Genomic DNA, 19,025 nt, shown 5'->3' with positions numbered 1-19,025 from the left:
CTGATAGCCATAATTTTATATTTAGAAATGATCACTCAAAACTTATAAGTTTTTGACAACTATTAGGAAAGTTTAGCATTATACTTTTGCATCATTAAAAGATTGAATAATCTAAAAAAGTAAACCCAAAATAAAACTATTTAATAATTATGAAAATTTACATTACCCTATTTATTACACTTGCACTATTCACTGTATCCTGTAGCAAGGATGACAGTCCTATTATTATAGAAGAAACTGACATCATTATTGCAAAAGAAGACCTGGTTGGAGTATATAACGTATTGACTAGAACTGATTCACGTGAAATTAATGGAGAATTTGATTACCAAAATAGAATTACAGATTTCACGGCAACAGAAGAAGTAGCTGAGTTTACATATACAGATAATGGAACCCTTCAATGGAGATCGAAAAAAACTCCAACAAGCGGTGTTGGTGGTTTTTGTTGGTCCTGGATACTTACTGATGGTATGCTATCTTTGGATAGTAATAGTACTACTGATGAATTTGATTCAGACTCTACCGAAGTGTTGTCTTATGAAAAAGATGGAATACTGGAAATAAAACATATAATAAAATATATAAGGGAAAATGGAAATGTAGATATCTACACTGTTGTATTTGAAACTACAAAAATTGAGCAGGCAACAATTGACTCTTCCGGATGTCGATTAGATTAATTTTTAGGTAAAAAAAATAAAAGCTACGAGCTTGATAAGGTCTTAAACAATAAGCTTTATCAAGCTCAATGTATTTTCACCCCTTACTTTTCAATACTCTATTTCTAATACGCTAATAATCCTAACAACTCTTTTTCAAACCTATTTTTAGCCAAATATTGAGCTTCTAAATTAGGTTCAAAAGGTATTGGAGTTTCTATACTGGCCACTCGCCTTACCGGTGCATCCAGGTATTCGAAGCAGTTTTCCATAATTAAAGCCGATATATCCGAAGCTATACCGCCAAACATGCTATCTTCTTGTAAGATAATCGCCTTACCGGTTTTTTGTACTGATTGATACAAGGTTTCTGTATCTAATGGTTGTAAGGTTCTCAGGTCAATCAAATCAGCAGAAATCTCTTTGTTATTTCCTAATACTTCTAATGCCCAATGAACTCCTGCTCCATAACTAATGATTGTGATATCATTTCCATCCTGTAACACAGATGCCTTCCCGAAAGGGAGATTATAATATCCTTCCGGCACTTCCTGGCGTATACTTCTGTATAAAGCTTTATGCTCAAAAAACAATACGGGATTTGGGTCTTCAATAGCTGTGGCTAACAACCCTTTGGCATCATAGGGAAATGCTGGGTATACCACTTTTAACCCAGGTGTTTTGGTAAACCATGCTTCATTGGTCTGACTATGAAAAGGTCCTGCTCCTACTCCTGCGCCACAAGGCATCCTAACCACTACATCAGCCGATTGCCCCCAACGATAATTAGATTTAGCTAACAGATTAATGATAGGATTAAATCCTGAAGACACAAAATCTGCAAATTGCATCTCCACAACAGCTTTATAATCATTTACTGCTAATCCATATCCGGCAGAAACAATTGCGGACTCACAAATCGGAGTGTTACGAACTCGTTCCTTCCCAAAAGCTTCTACAAAACCTTCTGTGATTTTAAAAACACCACCATATTCTGCTATATCCTGCCCCATAATCACCAGGTTGTCATTGCGTTGCATCGCTTCTTTTAACCCATCAGAAATTGCGTCAATTAACCGAAGTTCATTAGTAGTTGAACTTGGTTGTTTCTCTGTATAATAAAATCCCTTATAAACATCCTTCAATTCTGTATCCAAATCGACCGCTACAGTACGTTCTTCTTTAGCCTGCTTCCAGTGTGATTCGATTTCTGATTTAATCGCTGAACGTTTTTCCAGATCTTTTGTTTCTGTAATAACACCCTGCTCGTATAAATAGTCTTTATAGTTTTCTATAGGGTCCTTTGCCTGCCAATGATCCATAAGTTCTTGCGGTACATACTTAGTTCCACTAGCTTCTTCGTGACCTCGCATCCTAAAAGTTTTAAACTCAATTAGTATCGGACGTGGATTTTCTCTAACACTTTTGGCCAGTTCACTTACCTTATGATATATCTCTAGTATATTATTACCATCAATGATATGAGACTCGATACCATAACCCAATCCTCTATCTGCCAGATGCTGGCAGTTATATTGTTCACTAGTTGGGGTAGATAATCCGTATCCATTATTCTCAATACAGAATAACACTGGTAGGCTCCAAACTGAAGCTACATTCAACGCCTCATGAAAATCACCTTCACTGGTTCCTCCTTCTCCTGTAAATACAGCTATAACTTTATGATTCTTTTTCAAAAGATTACCCAGTGCAATACCACATGCAACCCCCATCTGAGGACCAAGATGTGATATCATTCCGACAAGATTATACTCCTGAGTACCAAAATGAAAAGAACGATCACGGCCATTGGTAAAACCATTAGCCTTGCCTTGCCATTGGCTAAACAATCGATATAACGGAATACCTCTGGTGGTAAATACACCCAGATTACGGTGCATAGGCAAGATATATTCATCTTTTTCTAATGCAGATGTTACTCCTACTGATATGGCTTCCTGACCGATACCACTAAACCATTTGGATATTTTTCCCTGGCGGAGCAATACCAACATTTTTTCTTCAATAAGCCTTGGTGTTAGCATATTGTGATATAATGAAATCAATACATCATGATCAGATGTTAGCTTATCAAATTGTAGCTGTGATTTTTCCTTAGAAATATGATCCATAAAAGAAAATTAATGGAGTAAATGTAATTATTTTTCGTTCAGAATACCATGTCGTTTAGACAATATTATTAAGTAGTTGTTAATTTAAACTAAACAAATCTATGAATTAGTTAAATTTACTATGATTTTAGAACCATATATTCAGAATCAAGTAAAATGATTTATATCCGAAAAATGTTGAAATTTTTGGAGAACTATTATACTTTTTACAGCAAATACAACTATTTTAGTTCTTCAATATAATGACTCACACTATGAATAATATACCAAGCGTAGATTTGGCTGATTTTTTGTCTGATGATCCATCGCGCAAACAGAAATTCGTTAACGAAATTGGAAAGGCATACGAAGAAATTGGTTTTGTGGCCTTAAAAAACCATTTTCTAAGTGACACACTTGTAGACAATTTATACAAAGAAGTAAAGGCCTTTTTTGCTTTACCAGTTGATACTAAGGAAAAATACGAAATCGAAGGCCTTGGTGGACAACGCGGTTATACTTCTTTTGGAAAAGAACACGCTAAAGGTAAAAAAGAAGGTGATCTTAAGGAATTCTGGCATTTTGGTCAGGAACCTGATGCAGATGCCAATCTAATCGAAGAATACCCTCCTAATGTTATTGTAAATGAACTAAAGGATTTTAACGTAACTGGAATGGAAGCATATCGAATGCTGGAGAAAACCGGTATTTATGTACTAAGAGCCTTAGCACTTTATATCGGGATCGACGAGCATTATTTTGACCATTGGGCAAGTAATGGCAATAGTATTCTAAGACCTATCCACTATCCTCCTATTACTGAAGAACCTAAAGGAGCAGTTCGTGCCGGAGCTCATGGAGATATCAATCTTATTACCTTATTAATGGGGGCTTCTACCGGAGGGCTACAGGTACAACGTAAAGATGGAGCATGGATAGATGCAATCCCAAAAGAAGATGAATTGGTGATTAATGTTGGGGATATGTTAGAACGCCATACTAATAATAAATTAAGATCTACGATACACAAAGTGATTAACCCTCCTAAAGAACAATGGGGAAAACCAAGATACTCTATCCCGTTTTTTATGCATCCCAGAAGTGATATGAAGCTGAATTGTCTGGAAGAATGTATTACTGAGGATAATCCTAAACAATATGATGACATCACAGCTGGCGAATTCTTACATCAAAGATTGGTAGAAATCGGATTAATTAAGAAATAATTACTAATCAGTACTTTTTATTATAAACACAAGTCGCATCAAAAACCCCATTAGATCATTTATTCATTAACATCATTAATTCATTAAATCAAATGGATTTACAAGACCAACTAAAAAACCTTTTTCCTGATCATAAAGTCGAAGAGGAAGAACAGATTAAAGAGACTGAAAAAGGAATATGGATACAGGATGATCCTATCATCTGCAAATATGAAAAACGAAAGGGAAAACCAATTACCATACTCGAAGGGTATACCGGAGCAGATGAAGATTTTAAAAAACTAGCCAAAGAACTAAAAACCACCCTAAGTGTTGGTGGAAGCTTTAAAGATGATCGCATCATTATCCAAGGAGATTATCGAGATCAGATTATGAATATACTGAAAGAAAAGGGGTTCAAAGTAAAACGAGTAGGAGGATAATTTTGGAAACAAAAACGTTACATATCACTAATGGGGATAGTCTTACCGATCGACTAAAAGAAATGCAGCTGGTCGATGGTGAGTTTCTGGTTTGGCGAGAAATGCTTTGTGAGGGTCCAACCTGCCATAAAGTAGAAGGAGAAGATTCTATTAAGAAAAGAGAGGATTTTCTGAAAAGATACTACAGAATTGATCATTCTGATTATGAAGAAAAGTTTGTCTCACAACTAAAAAAGTTTGATGACCTTCAGCAATATGATGAAATTATACTGTGGTTTGAATATGATCTCTTCTGTCAAATCAATATGATAGCTGCTCTTAGTATTTTACTGCGTAAAGAAGTAAAAGACATTCCTGTATATCTAGTGTGTAGTGGAAGAATTGAGAACGGAAAAAAGTTAATGGGACTCTGCGAACTTACCGATGCTCAACTAAAAAGCCATTACAAAAACAAAATACTATTAGATATTGACGACCTGGAGTTTGCTGATTATGTATGGACGTTATATTGTGAATCTAATCCGAAAAAAATTGCTGGGCAGATTAAAAGAAATTCTTCTTTTGAATATTTATCTATTAGCCTAAGAGCACATTTACAACGTTTTCCAAATATGCTTACCGGCCTAAATGTATTAGAACATAATATTCTGGAAATGGTAGAAAAGTACCAAATCAAAAATATCAGACAACTTATGGGATATGCCCTAGAATATCAAGGGTATTATGGGTATGGCGATATGCAAATGAAACGTGTTATCGCACGACTTTTTCAGTTTTTGGATCAAACTAAAGATCGTCTGGTACTATCAGAAAGAGGTAAATTGGCATTAAAACATAAAAAGAACTTCTACAATACTCAAAAATTGGATTGGCATTATGGTGGCGTCAAAAAATACGACTACCTCTATAATAATGAATCTCATACCCTTTTAAAATTATAATATGGCCATAGCCGAATCAGAACTTATTCTTAATCAAGATGGAAGCATATACCATCTAAATCTTAAACCGGAACATCTAGCTGAAACAGTTATTACGGTTGGTGATCCAGATCGTGTAGATCAGGTTAAACAGTATTTTGACAACATAGAATTCAAAATCCAAAAAAGAGAATTCCATACCCAAACTGGAACATACCAAGGAAAAAGAATTACTGTCATCTCTACTGGTATCGGTACCGATAATATAGATATTGTGTTTAATGAATTGGATGCTTTGGCTAATATAGATTTCACATCACGAAATATTAAACAAAATCATACTTCATTAGATATTATTAGAATTGGTACCACCGGAGCTATACAAGCAGATATTGCTGTAGATAGTTTTATTGTTTCTGAGGTAGCTATTGGTTTTGATAGTCTTCTTCACTTCTATGATAGTTCGCATGTACAGTTTCCTCAGATTTCTGCCCCCCTAATCAAACACTTAGATTGGGATTCTAACAAGTCAGCGCCCTATGTGGTAACTTTTGATAAAAAGCTAGGGAGACATATGCAGAGTGATGAAACCCAAAAAGGATTTACGATTACCAATGTTGGTTTTTATGGACCTCAGGGAAGAGTACTAAGACTGCCCACTTCTGATGCTAAACTAAATGAAAAGATCGCTTCTTTTGTATACGCAGATAAAAAGATAACCAATCTGGAAATGGAAACTGCCGGAATTTATGGAATGGCAAAACTTCTTGGTCATCGAGCAGTATCTATGAACGTAGTTCTTGCGAATCGTGCTACAGGAACATTTAGCCAAAATCCAAAAAAAGCTGTAGATCGCCTTATACGGTACACCTTAGATAAGATTAAGAGAATTTAACGCTAAAAAAATATGAAGTTATTACATCCAAATAGTGTATTCGATTGTAATTTTAAAAATAAATTATAAAAGAATCAAGTAACTAAATAAAAAAGGATGGAGCAATGTCCATCCTTTTTTAATATTATATTTAGAGAATACCTAAAAAGTATTCATCGTTTTAAAGAAATTCTAACCAAATAAAATTTTAAGGCTTATTAGGAAATTTGTTAATAACAATAACCCAACAAATATAACAATCCCGTTCTCTAAAGGGTTACTTTTTAATTTTGCAACCTTTACTTGAGCGTTTTTGTTCTTTAAAAAATTCTTTTTCATAGTAATTTTGTTTTTATTTGGATTAAAACTTGAGTAAAACTATTTCTTTTATCAGAATTACATTCCAAATATAAAACAAATAATTCAATTTACACGATAAAAAACACAAATAATCGATAAAATACACAATTTTTAACTTTTTAGCTTAAAAAAAGTAAATATGCATACTATAAAAATTGGTGGTGTCCCAGAACATTTTAATCTACCCTGGCACCTTACTATAGAGGACGGAAGTTACTTAAAAAACAATATACAATTAGATTGGATAGATTTTCCCGGAGGAACCGGAGCTATGTGCGAGGCATTAAGAAATGCAGATATAGATATAGCCATAATTCTTACTGAGGGTATTGTAAAAGATATCATAGCCGGTAATCCAAGTAAAATTGTACAAACTTATATAGATACTCCATTAATATGGGGAATTCATGTAAGCGCTAACTCCAACTACCAAAACCTTTCTGATTTACAAAACACCAAAGCCGCTATCAGTAGGTATGGGTCCGGATCACATCTTATGGCTTATGTAAATGCCCAAAACGAAGGTTGGGATACTTCTACCCTAAAATTCGAAGTGATTAAAAATCTAGATGGTGCTATTGAAGGGTTGACTAACGGAAATGCGGATTACTTTATGTGGGAGCATTTTACCACCAAACCGTTGGTAGATAAAGGAACATTTAGAAGAGTCGCCGACTGCCCTACTCCCTGGCCTTGTTTTGTGATTGCTGTTAGAGAAGAGGTTTTAAAAACCAAAAACGAAGAAATAAAAACAATTTTAGATATCATCAATACTACCACAGCAGATTTTAAGAAAATACCTAGTATAGATAGAACACTATCACATCGATATGATCAACAATTAGAAGATATCCGAAAATGGCTGGAAATCACAGAATGGAGCCAATCGCAAATCCAACCAGAAATTCTAAAGAAAGTTCAGGATCAATTGCATATACTTAATATCATTGAAGAAAAAGTAGATCCTAAAGAATTAATTTTTGCATTATAAGCAACCTTTTTACTATGATTACATCTTATTCCTAAGATTAACAATTATAACCTAACAAATAATCGTGGCAGACTTTTTGCTACACTAAGGAAAACAAAAAACAATCTAAACAAAATGAAAAAAATTTTCGCACTATTAGCAATTGTATTAATATCCCAGGGTGGGTTTGCACAGGATGATTCTGGTTTACCGCGTAGAGATATCAAGAAAAATGATTTCGGTATTAACCCGTTTAATTTAGTAGCTTTTGGAGCTCTGGATGTAGGTTACGAAAGAATACTAAATGATAATACATCTTTTGGAGTAGATGTATTCTATAGATTAGCAGATGATGAAGATGAAAATGATGATTGGATTGATACTGATGATATTTTTGATAAGGAATTCGCTTTAACAGGAAAGTTTAAATATTATATAGGTGATCGAGTGGCTCGAGGTTTTTATGTAGAAGCTTTCGGGATGTATTCTTCTGGAGAACATGATAACGAAAGACAAATCATAGATACCGATACCGGATTTATTAGTTTTGTTGATGTAGAAGAAGAATATTCAGATTTTGCTCTAGGTTTTGGAGTCGGAGGAAAATTTGTTACCAGAGGTGGTTTTGTAATTGATGTTGGATTTGGTTTAGGACGAAATCTATTTAGTAATGAAAGCCCAGAAATTGTAGCCAGACCTAATTTATATATAGGATATAGATTCTAATAATCTTTGTACAAAAAACAAATAGTAAACGGTTCTAAAACTTTTTTAGAACCGTTTTTATTCTCTACCGGGTAAATACCCCGAGGCTTGCCTCGTATGAAAAAAATAGTAATCTTTGGGCGTGAGCCCAAGTATTCATATACACAAGAGTCATAATGTTTCTATGTTGCTCTATCATTTAGTTTGTTCAACTAAATATAGGCGTATGGTTTTGAGTCCAAAAGTAGATCGTATTTTAAAGAGAACCTGTTTGGATATTCAAGACAGATATGAGATACATTTTTTAGAGATAGGATCAGACAAGGATCATGTTCATTTTTTAGTTCAAAGTGTTCCAACATATAGTCCCACCAAAATAGCGAGGACAATAAAGAGTTTAACAGCACGAGAGATATTTTCTAAAGCACCTGGAGTAAAAAGAGCTCTATGGGGCGGTGCATTTTGGGGTAGTGGTTTTTATATTAATACAGTTGGTCAACATAGTAATGAAAAGGTGATAGCAGAGTATGTAAAGAATCAAGGTAAAGAACAGGAATATGAGATTCTTCACATCAACAGACAATTAAGATTATTCTAAAACTAATGCCTCGTGGGCTTGCCCCGAGGATCATTTACTATTAGTTAAACTATATTTTGAAAAATTGCGTAGCAAAGCGTTCAAAATAGTTAGTTGAACCTGCCTACCTGGCGGATTGCAGGCAGGCTAACCCCGCTTTTTCAGCGGGGTCTTTAGTTTAAGACCTCGGCCCTTGGGTCGATTTTTAGAGTCCAGGGTTTGCCCTGGGATTTTAATACACTTATTTTACCATTTTCTTGTGTAAACAATTAAACTCATGAATAAAGTCTATTCTTTAGGGTAGGGTATTCCTTTATCCAAACGTTTAATATACAAGCAGGTATGAATAATGAATTGATTTTATTAAAATTCAATAGATATTACATTTTTAACCCTGGAATTATTAACAAATAATTAATAATACATCTTATACGGCATAACCATACAGTTTAACTGAAATATTTTTGTACATTTGCCGTGCCTACCCCTAAAAAAGAATAAGTTATTAACATATGGCGCAACCATTTTATTCATGCTATATCTAATAATTAACTAACAAATCAATTATGGCTACTTTTTTATTAATTTTAGGCGGACTGATAGCTTTTAACTTCATTTTATTAAAATTCAGCATGCAGTCTGTAGATGCTGATAAAAAGAAGGTAAAAGCTAAAAGAACAAATCTTCACGAAGCTGAAGTTGCTAAAACAAAATCATCCAATATTCCAGAAGCTGCATAATTTCACCAATCAATTGCAGTTTGTTGTGTTTTCTTTAGATATGAATTTGTTTTACTAAAATGCTTATTACCAAACCAATATCCCCTATTGGCACTTAATGGTGATGGATGCCCGCTTGTTAACACACAATGCTTTTTAGTATCTATCTTTGCTCCCTTTTTCTTCGCATAGCCTCCCCAAAGTAAAAACACTACATTTTCTTTTTGATCAGAAACCGTTTTAATTACCGCATCCGTAAATTGTTCCCAACCTTTATTTTGATGTGATCCAGCTTGATGCGCTCTCACTGTCAAAGTAGCATTTAATAATAAGACTCCTTGTTTTGCCCAACGTTGCAAATTTCCGCTTGACGGAAAAGGAATCCCCAGATCTGTTTCTATTTCCTTAAAAATATTGATTAGTGATGGAGGACTATCAATACCATCATTTACTGAAAAACATAAGCCATTAGCTTGTCCCACTCCATGATAAGGATCCTGGCCAATAATTACTACTTTGAGATCATCAAACCGACAATGATCAAAGGCAGCAAATATTTCCGGACCTTTAGGGAAACAGGTCGTATTTTTATATTCTGTTTTAACAAAATCAGCCAGATTTGTAAAATAAGGCTTCTCAAATTCCTCATGAAGTTGGGTTTTCCAACCCGGTTCAATATTTACATTCATAGGTATAACAAAAATTGTAGTATTTATGTACTTTTGCTTTGCTTAAAAAACGACGGAAGATAACCCAAAAATAGGGTAAAACAAAGTATGATTCGGATTTCTAAAAAAACACTTGACGACCTTGAATTTGGAACTGTTCTCAATCACGTCTCTGAGTTGTGCAATACAGATTATGGTATCCAAAAAGCATTGAACATCACTCCTTTTGGATCAGAAGATCAATTGCATACTGCTCTTAGTCAAGTATCAGAATATAAATCTTCTTATCTTAATGATGCACGAATCCCCAATCATGGATTTGATAGTATTGATAAAGAACTTCAGTTACTAGGAATTGAAAATACATTTTTAGAGGCTTTTAACCTTAAGAAATTAATTTCTATAAGTACTACAACTAACGGATTATTAAGTTTTTTCAAGAAGTATCATGAATTGTATCCTGTTCTTTTTCAAACTTCCACAGAAACTCCTTTTACCAAAGAGATTATCAATCTTATTGAAGCAGTTCTGGACAAATTTGGAGAAGTAAAAGATAATGCTTCTCCTGTTCTTCAGAATTTAAGAAGAGATATCAACCAAGTACAAGGGAAACTAAATGGTAGCTTTGGTAAAGACCTTACTCGATATAATAGCCTTGGATATCTAGATGACATTAAAGAAAGTGTGGTAGATAATCGCAGAGTGCTGGCAGTAAAATCCATGTATCGCCGAAAAGTAAAAGGTGCGATTATGGGGAATTCTAAAACCGGGAGTATTGTCTATATTGAACCTGAAGCCACACTTCAATTCAGTCGTGAGTTATCCAATCTACAGTATGAAGAACGAGAAGAAGTTGTAAAAATATTAAAAGAACTCACCAATAAACTTCGTCCGTTTTCTGAGCTTTTACAGCAATATCAGGAATATCTAAGTGATATAGATGTAGTAGCTGCCAAATCTAAATATGCAAACAAGCTTAATGGAGTATTACCTAAAATCTCTAAGAATAGAGAGCTAACTCTAAAAGATGCATATCATCCCCTGCTCTATCTTACGAATAAAGAAAAAGGAGAAAAAACATTTCCGCAGACTATTTCCTTATCACAAAACAACCGAATTATTGTTATTTCGGGACCAAATGCCGGAGGAAAAAGTATTACATTAAAAACAATTGGTTTACTGCAGATCATGTTACAAAGCGGAATGCTAATTCCTGTGCATGAATATAGCAGAATGTGCCTATTCAATACTATATTGACAGATATTGGAGATAATCAATCTATAGAGAATCATCTTAGCACATATAGCTATCGATTAAAGAATATGAATTACTTTCTTAGGAAATGTAATGACAAAACTTTATTCCTAATCGATGAGTTTGGAACAGGAAGTGACCCAGAATTAGGAGGAGCTCTAGCAGAAGCTTTTCTTGAAGTTTTTTATGAACGAGAATCTTTTGGAATCATTACCACACATTATGCAAATCTAAAGATGCTGGCGAATGAGTTACCCGAAATGACTAATGCTAATATGTTATTTGATGCCAGAACCCTAGAACCATTGTTTAAACTGCATCTTGGTGAGGCTGGAAGTTCATTCACCTTTGAGGTTGCGCAGAAAAATGGTATTCCTTATAGCTTGATTAATAAAGCAAAGAAAAAAGTTGAACGAGGTAAAATTCGTTTTGACAAAAGCATCGCCAATTTACAGAAAGAGCGTTCTAAACTCCAAAAAACAACCTCTTCTCTAAAAACAAAGGAACAAAAAGCCGAAGAAGAAAAAGAACGCTTGGAGAAAACCAATGAACGTATTCAGCGAAAGCTAGAGAGTTATCAAGAGCTATATGATAGTAATCAGCGTTTGATCTATCTTGGACAAAAGATTGATGATCTGAGTGAAAAGTTCTTTAACAATAAAAAGAAAAGGAACTTAATTGATGAGTTTATGAAAATTGTTCAGGTAGAAAACTCTAAACGTAAGAAGCAATCTGCCAAACAAAGAAATATACAAAAAGCCAAAGAGAAGAAAATAGTTAAAGAAGTAGAGAAAAAGGTCGAAGTCATTCGCGAAAAGAAAAAGGAAGAAAAAAAGAAAGAGGAAAAAATAATACAGCAAAAACCAAAAGTAGCTTTAAAAGTTGGTGACCGTGTAAGAATGATTGATGGAAAATCTGTGGGAACCATTGATACTATTGAAAAAGGAAAAGCAGTAGTGAATTATGGAATTTTCACCACCAATGTAGCTGTAGATCAACTAGAATTTGTAGAACGCAAAAAATAACCTAAATCCAAAAATGGAAATCTACATATACCTTATTTCATATATTCTATTAATTATTGGATTATCTGTTTATGCTTCTCGTTCTTCTACTACAGAGGATTTTCTCATCGGTGGCAGAAACCGAAGTAGTTTTACTATCTTATTCTCTAAGTTTGCTGGTGCAATTGGAGTCAGTACCCTGATTACTTATACAGGATATGCATATAAATTCGGTTGGGGTCTTTTTGCCATGTCCATTGGCTCTGTAGTAGGTTATCTCTTATTTGCTTTCTGGGCAGCTCCAAGAATAAAAAGACTTTCACTATCCGGTAATTTTTATACGCAAGGAGACTTACCCGGTTATGTAACCGGAAATAACAAAACCACTACAATAACTAATATCACCACAATGGTGGTGCAATTCTTTTGGGTATTGTTGTCACTAGCCGGAGGAGCCAAAATTATAGCATATTTTGAGATTATGAATTATGAATATGCCGTGCTGACAACAGCTCTGGTAGTAATGATATATGTATTATTATCAGGTTTTAAAGCGGTAATCATTACAGACGTACTACAAGGATTGATTATTATATGCTTTCTAGGGCTTTTGATTTACAGTTTGTTTAATGGAACTAGTTTTAGTTCTGTATTAAATGTTTCTACAACAGAAAATGTAAAAATTGGTAGCATCATTGGTCTAATATTATATGGTGGGTTATCTGTTTTTGGGCTGGCCGATCGTTATCAACTTTGTTATGCTGCCAAAGATGAGAAATCACTAAAAAAAGGTATGGGATTAGCCATTATTCCTGTTTTGGGGATTGCTTTTTTATTGCTTTTGATCGGACTCTCTGTGTATGCCCAAAATCCTTCATTGGATCCCGATACAGTTTTCGTTTACGCCATGAAAAACCTGTTGAACCAGTCCTTAATACCTTTATTATTAGTGTTATTTTTTGCAGGTTTAATGAGTACAGCTGATACTTCTGTATTTGCGGTGGCATCGCATACTATTTTTAATACTAAACAAGAAAACAAAGTAAATAAATTACGTATTACCACAATTGTAGTAATTATATCATCAAGTGTCATAGCTTTATTTTGGAAAAGCATTGTTGATATCACTATCGTTGGAGCTGCATTAAGAATGACACTTTCAATCCCTATGATATATGTTATTAGACAAAAGAAAAACAGTGGTCGATTTATTGCTAGTGTAATTGGTGGAGTATCAGGTTTACTTATTGGTTTAGCAGCTTTTGGAGCTAAACCAACCATTGCTATAACTGTGCTTTTAGGCTCTTTGCTCGGGTTGATCTATAAATCAAAAGAGCGTTAATACTCCATCTGATAATCAATATGATTTTGATTCTAAATTCAGACTAAAATAAAGGTCCCAACTGTTAAGTGAGATAAGTTCGACATATAATTTTGAATGTATAATCCATACTTTTCAAAATGGAGTTTCACTTAGTTAAAGTATCCTTAAACCACAATTCTGACAGTATTACTTTTATATATTTGGTGAAATTGAACTAAAAATTGCACCTATAATCATGCGAAAATTACTTCTAGTAATTAGTATTTCTTTACTATTACCAATAACTACTAAAGCACAGCAACCTCAAAAACCAAATTCAGTAGAAATACATGAAGCTATAAAAAAGCTAAATTTTTTAGGTTCAGTGCTCTATGTTGCAGCGCATCCGGATGATGAAAACACACGACTCATTTCATATATGGCTAATCAGGTTAAAGCCAGAACTGCTTATCTATCATTGACTCGAGGTGACGGTGGACAAAATCTAGTTGGGCCGGAAATAAGAGAATTATTAGGAGTTATAAGAACGCAAGAATTATTAGCAGCACGCAGAACAGATGGTGGAGAACAAATGTTTACCAGGGCTAACGATTTCGGATATTCTAAACATCCGGATGAAACATTAGGGATTTGGGATAAAAAAGAAGTATTAGGCGATGTAATTTGGGCAATACGCAAGTTTAGACCCGATGTAATTGTCAATCGTTTTAATCATAGAACACCTGGATCAACTCATGGCCATCATACTTCTTCTGCAATGCTTAGTGTAGAAGCATTTGATATGGTTGATGATAAAACGGTATATCCGGGTCAATTAAAATATGTAGACACCTGGAAACCAACTCGATTATTTTTTAATACATCCTGGTGGTTTTATGGTAGTAGAGAAAAGTTCGAAAAAGCTGATAAATCTAAATTATTGTCACTAGAAACCGGAGTATACTACCCTACTCTTGGGCTTTCTAATACAGAAATTGCTTCGTTAAGTCGTAGTCAGCATAAATCACAAGGATTCGGAAGTACTGGTTCTCGTGGAACTCAAACCGAATACATTGAATTGATAAAAGGAGAGTTACCAACAGATAAAACTGATATATTTGAAGGAGTTGATACTTCCTGGAACCGAGTAAAAGGTGGAAAAGCTATTGGAGATATTTTATATCAGGTCCAAAAAGACTTTGATTTTAAAAACCCAGCGGCTTCTATTCCTCAATTAATTAAAGCGTATCAACTTATAGAAAAGCTAGAAGATAAGCATTGGAAAACTATCAAATCTAAAGAAATTAAAGAAATCATAGCAGCTGCGTCCGGGTTATATCTAGAAGCGGTTTCCAAAGAAATAACAACTACCAGAAATAGTGATGTTAGCTTAAATATTGAAGCTATTAATCGTAGCAACACATCTATTAAATTAAAATCAGTACAGATTCCTAGCCTTAGAATTATAGAAAACTACGGAGAATCTTTAGAAAATAATGTTAGAAAGAATTACGAATTAAAGGGAACTATTCCTGCTAATGCAGCTTATACTAGTGCTTATTGGTTAAAAGAAAAAGGTACTTTAGGAATGTATGCTGTAAAAGATCAAAAACTGATCGGTACGCCGGAGACAAAGCATCAAATAAAAGCTATTTTTGATGTGGCTTTTGACGAAACTGTACTTACTTATGAAAAAGATATAGTATATAAAACTAATGATCCTGTGAAAGGAGAAGTGTATAAACCCTTTGAAATTATTCCGGCGGTATCAGCCAGTATAAAAGATAAGGTTATTATATATGCTAATGGACCTTCAAAACAAATTCCTGTTACTATTAAAGCAGGAAAAGCTAACATAAACGGAAGTATTTCTTTATTACACCCTGAAGAATGGCAGGTAACTCCTGATAATATAGATTTCAGTTTGTCACAAAAAGGAGAAGAAAAAACAGTAGTTTTTACGTTAACTGCTCCCGCAACTCAGAGTGAAGGATACATTTCTCCAAACATTCAATTTGAAGGAAACGAATATAATGATGAAGTCATTACTATAGAATATGAGCATATCCCATCTCAGACCGTTATATTACCTTCTGAAACTAAAGTGGTTCGTCTGGATGTTCAAAAAAAAGGACAGAACATAGGTTATATTGAAGGTGCTGGTGATGTGGTCCCCGAAAGCTTACAACAAATCGGATATAAAGTGACTACCATAGATCCTGAAAACATTTCTCCAGAAACATTAAAACCCTTTGATGCTATTGTTATAGGTATTAGAGCTTATAACACCATAGAAGAATTAAAGTTTAAGCAACAACATCTTCTGGAATATGTCAAAAATGGAGGAAATTTAATTGTACAATATAATACTAGCCATAGACTAAAAGTAAAAGATGATCTTGGACCATATCCTTTAAAATTATCAAGAGATCGCGTTACTGATGAAAACGCAGAGATCACCTTTTTAGCACCTGAGCATCCGGTATTAAACACGCCCAACAAAATAACAACTAATGATTTCAAGGGTTGGGTACAAGAACGAGGATTATACTTTCCTAATGAATGGTCTGATGAATATACTGCAATACTAGCCTCCAAAGATAAAGGAGAATCCTTAAAGAAAGGTCCTTTATTAGTAGCTAAACACGGAAAAGGATATTACGTATATACCGGATTAAGCTTTTTTAGAGAGTTTCCTGCTGGAGTTTCCGGGGCTTATCGCCTATTTGCAAACTTACTATCTTTAGGAAAATAAACTGAAGTTTTCATGGATACGCAAAAAGATAAAATCATCTGGAAAAAATGGTACACAGCTGTATTAATTGCTAATGTGATCTATATTTTATTATTCTATTTGATTACCAATAAATATTCCTAAAAGATCATCACTCATTAACTCATTTTTTCATTAACTCATTTTCGCTCTAGAATATGCAAACTATAGATTGGATAGTACTCATTGGAACCTTATTATTCATTGTTTTATACGGAACCTGGAAAACCCAGGGTAGCAAAAATGTTCAGGAATATATTCGTGGTGGTAATGAGGCTAAATGGTGGACCATTGGATTGTCTGTAATGGCCACACAAGCCAGTGCGATTACTTTTCTGTCTACTCCAGGCCAGGCATTTCACAGTGGAATGGGTTTCGTACAGTTTTATTTTGGGCTTCCAATCGCAATGGTGATTATTTGTTTAGTCTTTATTCCATTGTATCATAAACTAAAAGTATATACCGCATATGAATATCTTGAAAGCAGGTTCGATCTTAAAACTCGTACACTAACAGCTATTCTATTTTTGATTCAAAGAGGGTTAGGTGCAGGGATAACTATTTTTGCTCCGGCAATTATATTGTCGGCGGTGTTAGGATGGGATCTTACCACTCTTAATATCATCATCGGTATCTTAGTAATTATCTATACCGTTTCTGGCGGAACTAAAGCCGTGAGTGTTACTCAAAAACAGCAAATGGCAGTAATATTTACTGGCATGTTTATCGCTTTTGGCTTGATCATAAGTTATCTCCCTGATGATATTACCTTCTCTAAAGCTCTGGACATTGCCGGAGCCAGTGGAAAAATGGAAGTTTTGGATTTTTCTTTTGATCTAAATAATAGATATACAGTTTGGACTGGGATTTTAGGAGGAACCTTTTTGATGCTTTCTTACTTCGGTACGGATCAAAGTCAGGTACAACGTTATTTATCAGGTAAATCTATCAAAGAAAGTCAATTAGGATTATTATTTAATGGTTTGCTCAAAGTGCCTATGCAGTTCTTTATTCTGATGGTTGGTGTAATGGTTTTTGTTTTTTATCAATTTAACCCTACTCCTGTTAACTTTAACCCGGCCGCTAAAGAAGCAGTAAAAATTTCTGAGTATAATAAAGAATATAATACTTTGGAAACTGAATTATTACAGATTCAAAACTCAAAAGAAAAACTCATCAAACAATGGATGGTTGAAAAGGAAATGGGGGAAGCTTTTGATGTCAAAAATAGAGTGGCTCTACAAAGTTTTAATGAGGCTGAAGAAAATATTAGAGAACAAGCAAAAACTATCGTTAAAAAAGCAGATCCTGATGTAGAAACTAACGACAAGGATTATGTTTTTATACACTTTATACTAAACAATTTACCAAAAGGATTAATTGGTTTGTTATTGGCTGTAATCTTATCAGCAGCAATGTCTTCAACAGCTTCAGAATTAAATGCTTTGGCGTCTACCACTGCTATTGATCTTTATAAACGTAATGTTACTGAAGAAAAAAGTGACCAACATTATGTAGTTGCTTCTAAAGTTTTTACACTAGTCTGGGGAATACTCGCAATTCTGGTGGCCTGTTTTGCTAATCTGTTTGATAACCTTATTCAATTAGTGAATATTATCGGCTCTATTTTCTACGGAAATGTGCTGGGCATATTTTTACTTGCCTTCTTTATTAAATTTGTACACAGCAACGCTACTTTTGTAGCCGCACTACTAACACAAGTAATAGTTATTTATGTATGGTGGCAAGATTGGCTTCCCTTTCTTTGGTTGAATGCATTAGGTTGCGGTGTGGTCATATTTTTAGCCATTGTCTTACAGTTATTCATACCAACAACCAATACTAGTAAACCTGAATATACTACATAAGCATTATCTGAAATATTTTATCAAATAAAAAAGCCCGATATTTATACGTATCGGGCGGGACTATTTTTAAATTATAAAACAAAAACCTAATGATGTACAACAGCTTCTGATAAATATGAAGAAAGGTGCTTTTGAAACCTATTGTATTTTTCAATGATTCCATTAATTTCTTTATTGCTATTAACATCATTTGAGCGTTCAGAAACATTTTTGACCAAATGAGTTGTTTGATTTATCGTCTGTTTTAACTTAAGCCCGTTATGATTTAGTTCCATATATTGTTCGTGCATATCCGGAGTACAAGGTTCACATCGATATGAATGTAATTCTGAAAGCATAGAAGAGAGTTCGTTTCCCATTCTACTTAATCTTAGATAATTGGTTTGCTGGTTTGGGGAATCTTTTGTGATGACACGGTTTCTCATGATTGTGGTTGGGTTTTAGGTGAGTATATCTATTAAATATATAAAATATTACACTTATTATCAATTAGTTACACACAAACAGCATATATTTTTGTTTTATTCAAAAAAACAACCAAAATTTTGCGATAAGCATAAAATTTAACAACTAATTAGGTTCGATTACATCATAAAAACACAAAAAGA

16 protein-coding genes are annotated in these 19,025 nt (G+C 34.0%); 13 read left to right on the top strand and 3 right to left on the bottom strand.

Annotated elements, in window-relative coordinates; genetic code table 11:
* The first annotated feature begins 149 nt into the window (after positions 1-149).
* Positions 150-683: a hypothetical protein gene (locus J8M14_RS21165; RefSeq protein ID WP_211076823.1), complete on the top strand. Its 534-nt coding sequence runs from the start codon at positions 150-152 to the stop codon at positions 681-683.
* 104 nt (positions 684-787) lie between these two features.
* Here the strand turns inward: J8M14_RS21165 and J8M14_RS21160 are convergent, their stop codons facing one another.
* Positions 788-2,794 carry a dehydrogenase E1 component subunit alpha/beta gene (locus tag J8M14_RS21160; RefSeq protein WP_211076822.1) on the bottom strand — a complete coding sequence of 669 codons (2,007 nt, stop codon included), beginning with the start codon at positions 2,792-2,794 and terminating at the stop codon, positions 788-790.
* Between the two features lie 254 nt (positions 2,795-3,048).
* Here J8M14_RS21160 and J8M14_RS21155 point away from each other — a divergent pair, with 254 nt between their 5' ends.
* The 8 genes from J8M14_RS21155 (at position 3,049) to J8M14_RS21120 (ending at position 9,567) form a co-directional block, all read left to right on the top strand.
* Positions 3,049-3,999, top strand: coding sequence for an isopenicillin N synthase family oxygenase (locus tag J8M14_RS21155; RefSeq protein ID WP_211076821.1), 951 nt, complete (start codon positions 3,049-3,051; stop codon positions 3,997-3,999).
* Between the two features lie 92 nt (positions 4,000-4,091).
* Positions 4,092-4,421 carry a translation initiation factor gene (locus J8M14_RS21150; RefSeq protein WP_211076820.1) on the top strand — a complete coding sequence of 110 codons (330 nt, stop codon included), beginning with the start codon at positions 4,092-4,094 and terminating at the stop codon, positions 4,419-4,421.
* A gap of 2 nt (positions 4,422-4,423) precedes the next feature.
* A complete protein-coding gene (locus J8M14_RS21145; protein ID WP_211076819.1) occupies positions 4,424-5,362 on the top strand; it encodes a DUF1835 domain-containing protein in 939 nt (312 codons plus the stop codon).
* A gap of 1 nt (position 5,363) precedes the next feature.
* Entirely contained in the window at positions 5,364-6,236 is an 873-nt protein-coding gene (locus tag J8M14_RS21140; protein WP_211076818.1) for a nucleoside phosphorylase, read from the top strand.
* Positions 6,237-6,714: 478 nt separating this feature from the next.
* The gene (locus tag J8M14_RS21135) at positions 6,715-7,566 is read left to right on the top strand and encodes a substrate-binding domain-containing protein (protein ID WP_211076817.1); all 852 of its coding nucleotides are present in this window, start codon (positions 6,715-6,717) and stop codon (positions 7,564-7,566) included.
* Positions 7,567-7,680: 114 nt separating this feature from the next.
* Entirely contained in the window at positions 7,681-8,271 is a 591-nt protein-coding gene (locus J8M14_RS21130; RefSeq protein WP_211076816.1) for a hypothetical protein, read from the top strand.
* Between the two features lie 121 nt (positions 8,272-8,392).
* Positions 8,393-8,848 (top strand): IS200/IS605 family transposase, encoded by a 456-nt coding sequence (gene tnpA, locus J8M14_RS21125; RefSeq protein WP_211076815.1) that lies wholly within the window; start codon positions 8,393-8,395, stop codon positions 8,846-8,848.
* A gap of 545 nt (positions 8,849-9,393) precedes the next feature.
* Positions 9,394-9,567 (top strand): hypothetical protein, encoded by a 174-nt coding sequence (locus J8M14_RS21120; protein ID WP_211076814.1) that lies wholly within the window; start codon positions 9,394-9,396, stop codon positions 9,565-9,567.
* A 2-nt stretch (positions 9,568-9,569) separates the two neighbouring features.
* Here the strand turns inward: J8M14_RS21120 and J8M14_RS21115 are convergent, their stop codons facing one another.
* Entirely contained in the window at positions 9,570-10,235 is a 666-nt protein-coding gene (locus tag J8M14_RS21115) for a uracil-DNA glycosylase (protein ID WP_211076813.1), read from the bottom strand.
* Positions 10,236-10,322: 87 nt separating this feature from the next.
* On the opposite strand from J8M14_RS21115, the gene J8M14_RS21110 reads away from it, so the two are divergent.
* The 4 genes from J8M14_RS21110 (at position 10,323) to J8M14_RS21095 (ending at position 18,417) form a co-directional block, all read left to right on the top strand.
* Positions 10,323-12,494, top strand: a complete 2,172-nt coding sequence (locus J8M14_RS21110; protein WP_211076812.1) for a DNA mismatch repair protein MutS — start codon at positions 10,323-10,325, stop codon at positions 12,492-12,494.
* A 13-nt stretch (positions 12,495-12,507) separates the two neighbouring features.
* Positions 12,508-13,815, top strand: coding sequence for a hypothetical protein (locus tag J8M14_RS21105; protein ID WP_211076811.1), 1,308 nt, complete (start codon positions 12,508-12,510; stop codon positions 13,813-13,815).
* Positions 13,816-14,032: 217 nt separating this feature from the next.
* Positions 14,033-16,531 (top strand): PIG-L family deacetylase, encoded by a 2,499-nt coding sequence (locus tag J8M14_RS21100; protein WP_211076810.1) that lies wholly within the window; start codon positions 14,033-14,035, stop codon positions 16,529-16,531.
* Between the two features lie 176 nt (positions 16,532-16,707).
* Positions 16,708-18,417 carry a sodium:solute symporter gene (locus tag J8M14_RS21095; protein ID WP_211076809.1) on the top strand — a complete coding sequence of 570 codons (1,710 nt, stop codon included), beginning with the start codon at positions 16,708-16,710 and terminating at the stop codon, positions 18,415-18,417.
* An 86-nt stretch (positions 18,418-18,503) separates the two neighbouring features.
* Here the strand turns inward: J8M14_RS21095 and J8M14_RS21090 are convergent, their stop codons facing one another.
* Entirely contained in the window at positions 18,504-18,842 is a 339-nt protein-coding gene (locus tag J8M14_RS21090) for a hypothetical protein (protein ID WP_211076808.1), read from the bottom strand.
* Positions 18,843-19,025 lie beyond the last annotated feature (183 nt).

It is taken from the genome of Aquimarina sp. MMG016, from assembly GCF_018100805.1.
In the GTDB taxonomy this organism is placed as follows: Bacteria; Bacteroidota; Bacteroidia; order Flavobacteriales; family Flavobacteriaceae; genus Aquimarina.
The sequence above is the reverse complement of the archived record's forward strand: the minus strand, read 5'-3'. Positions and strand labels throughout refer to the sequence as shown.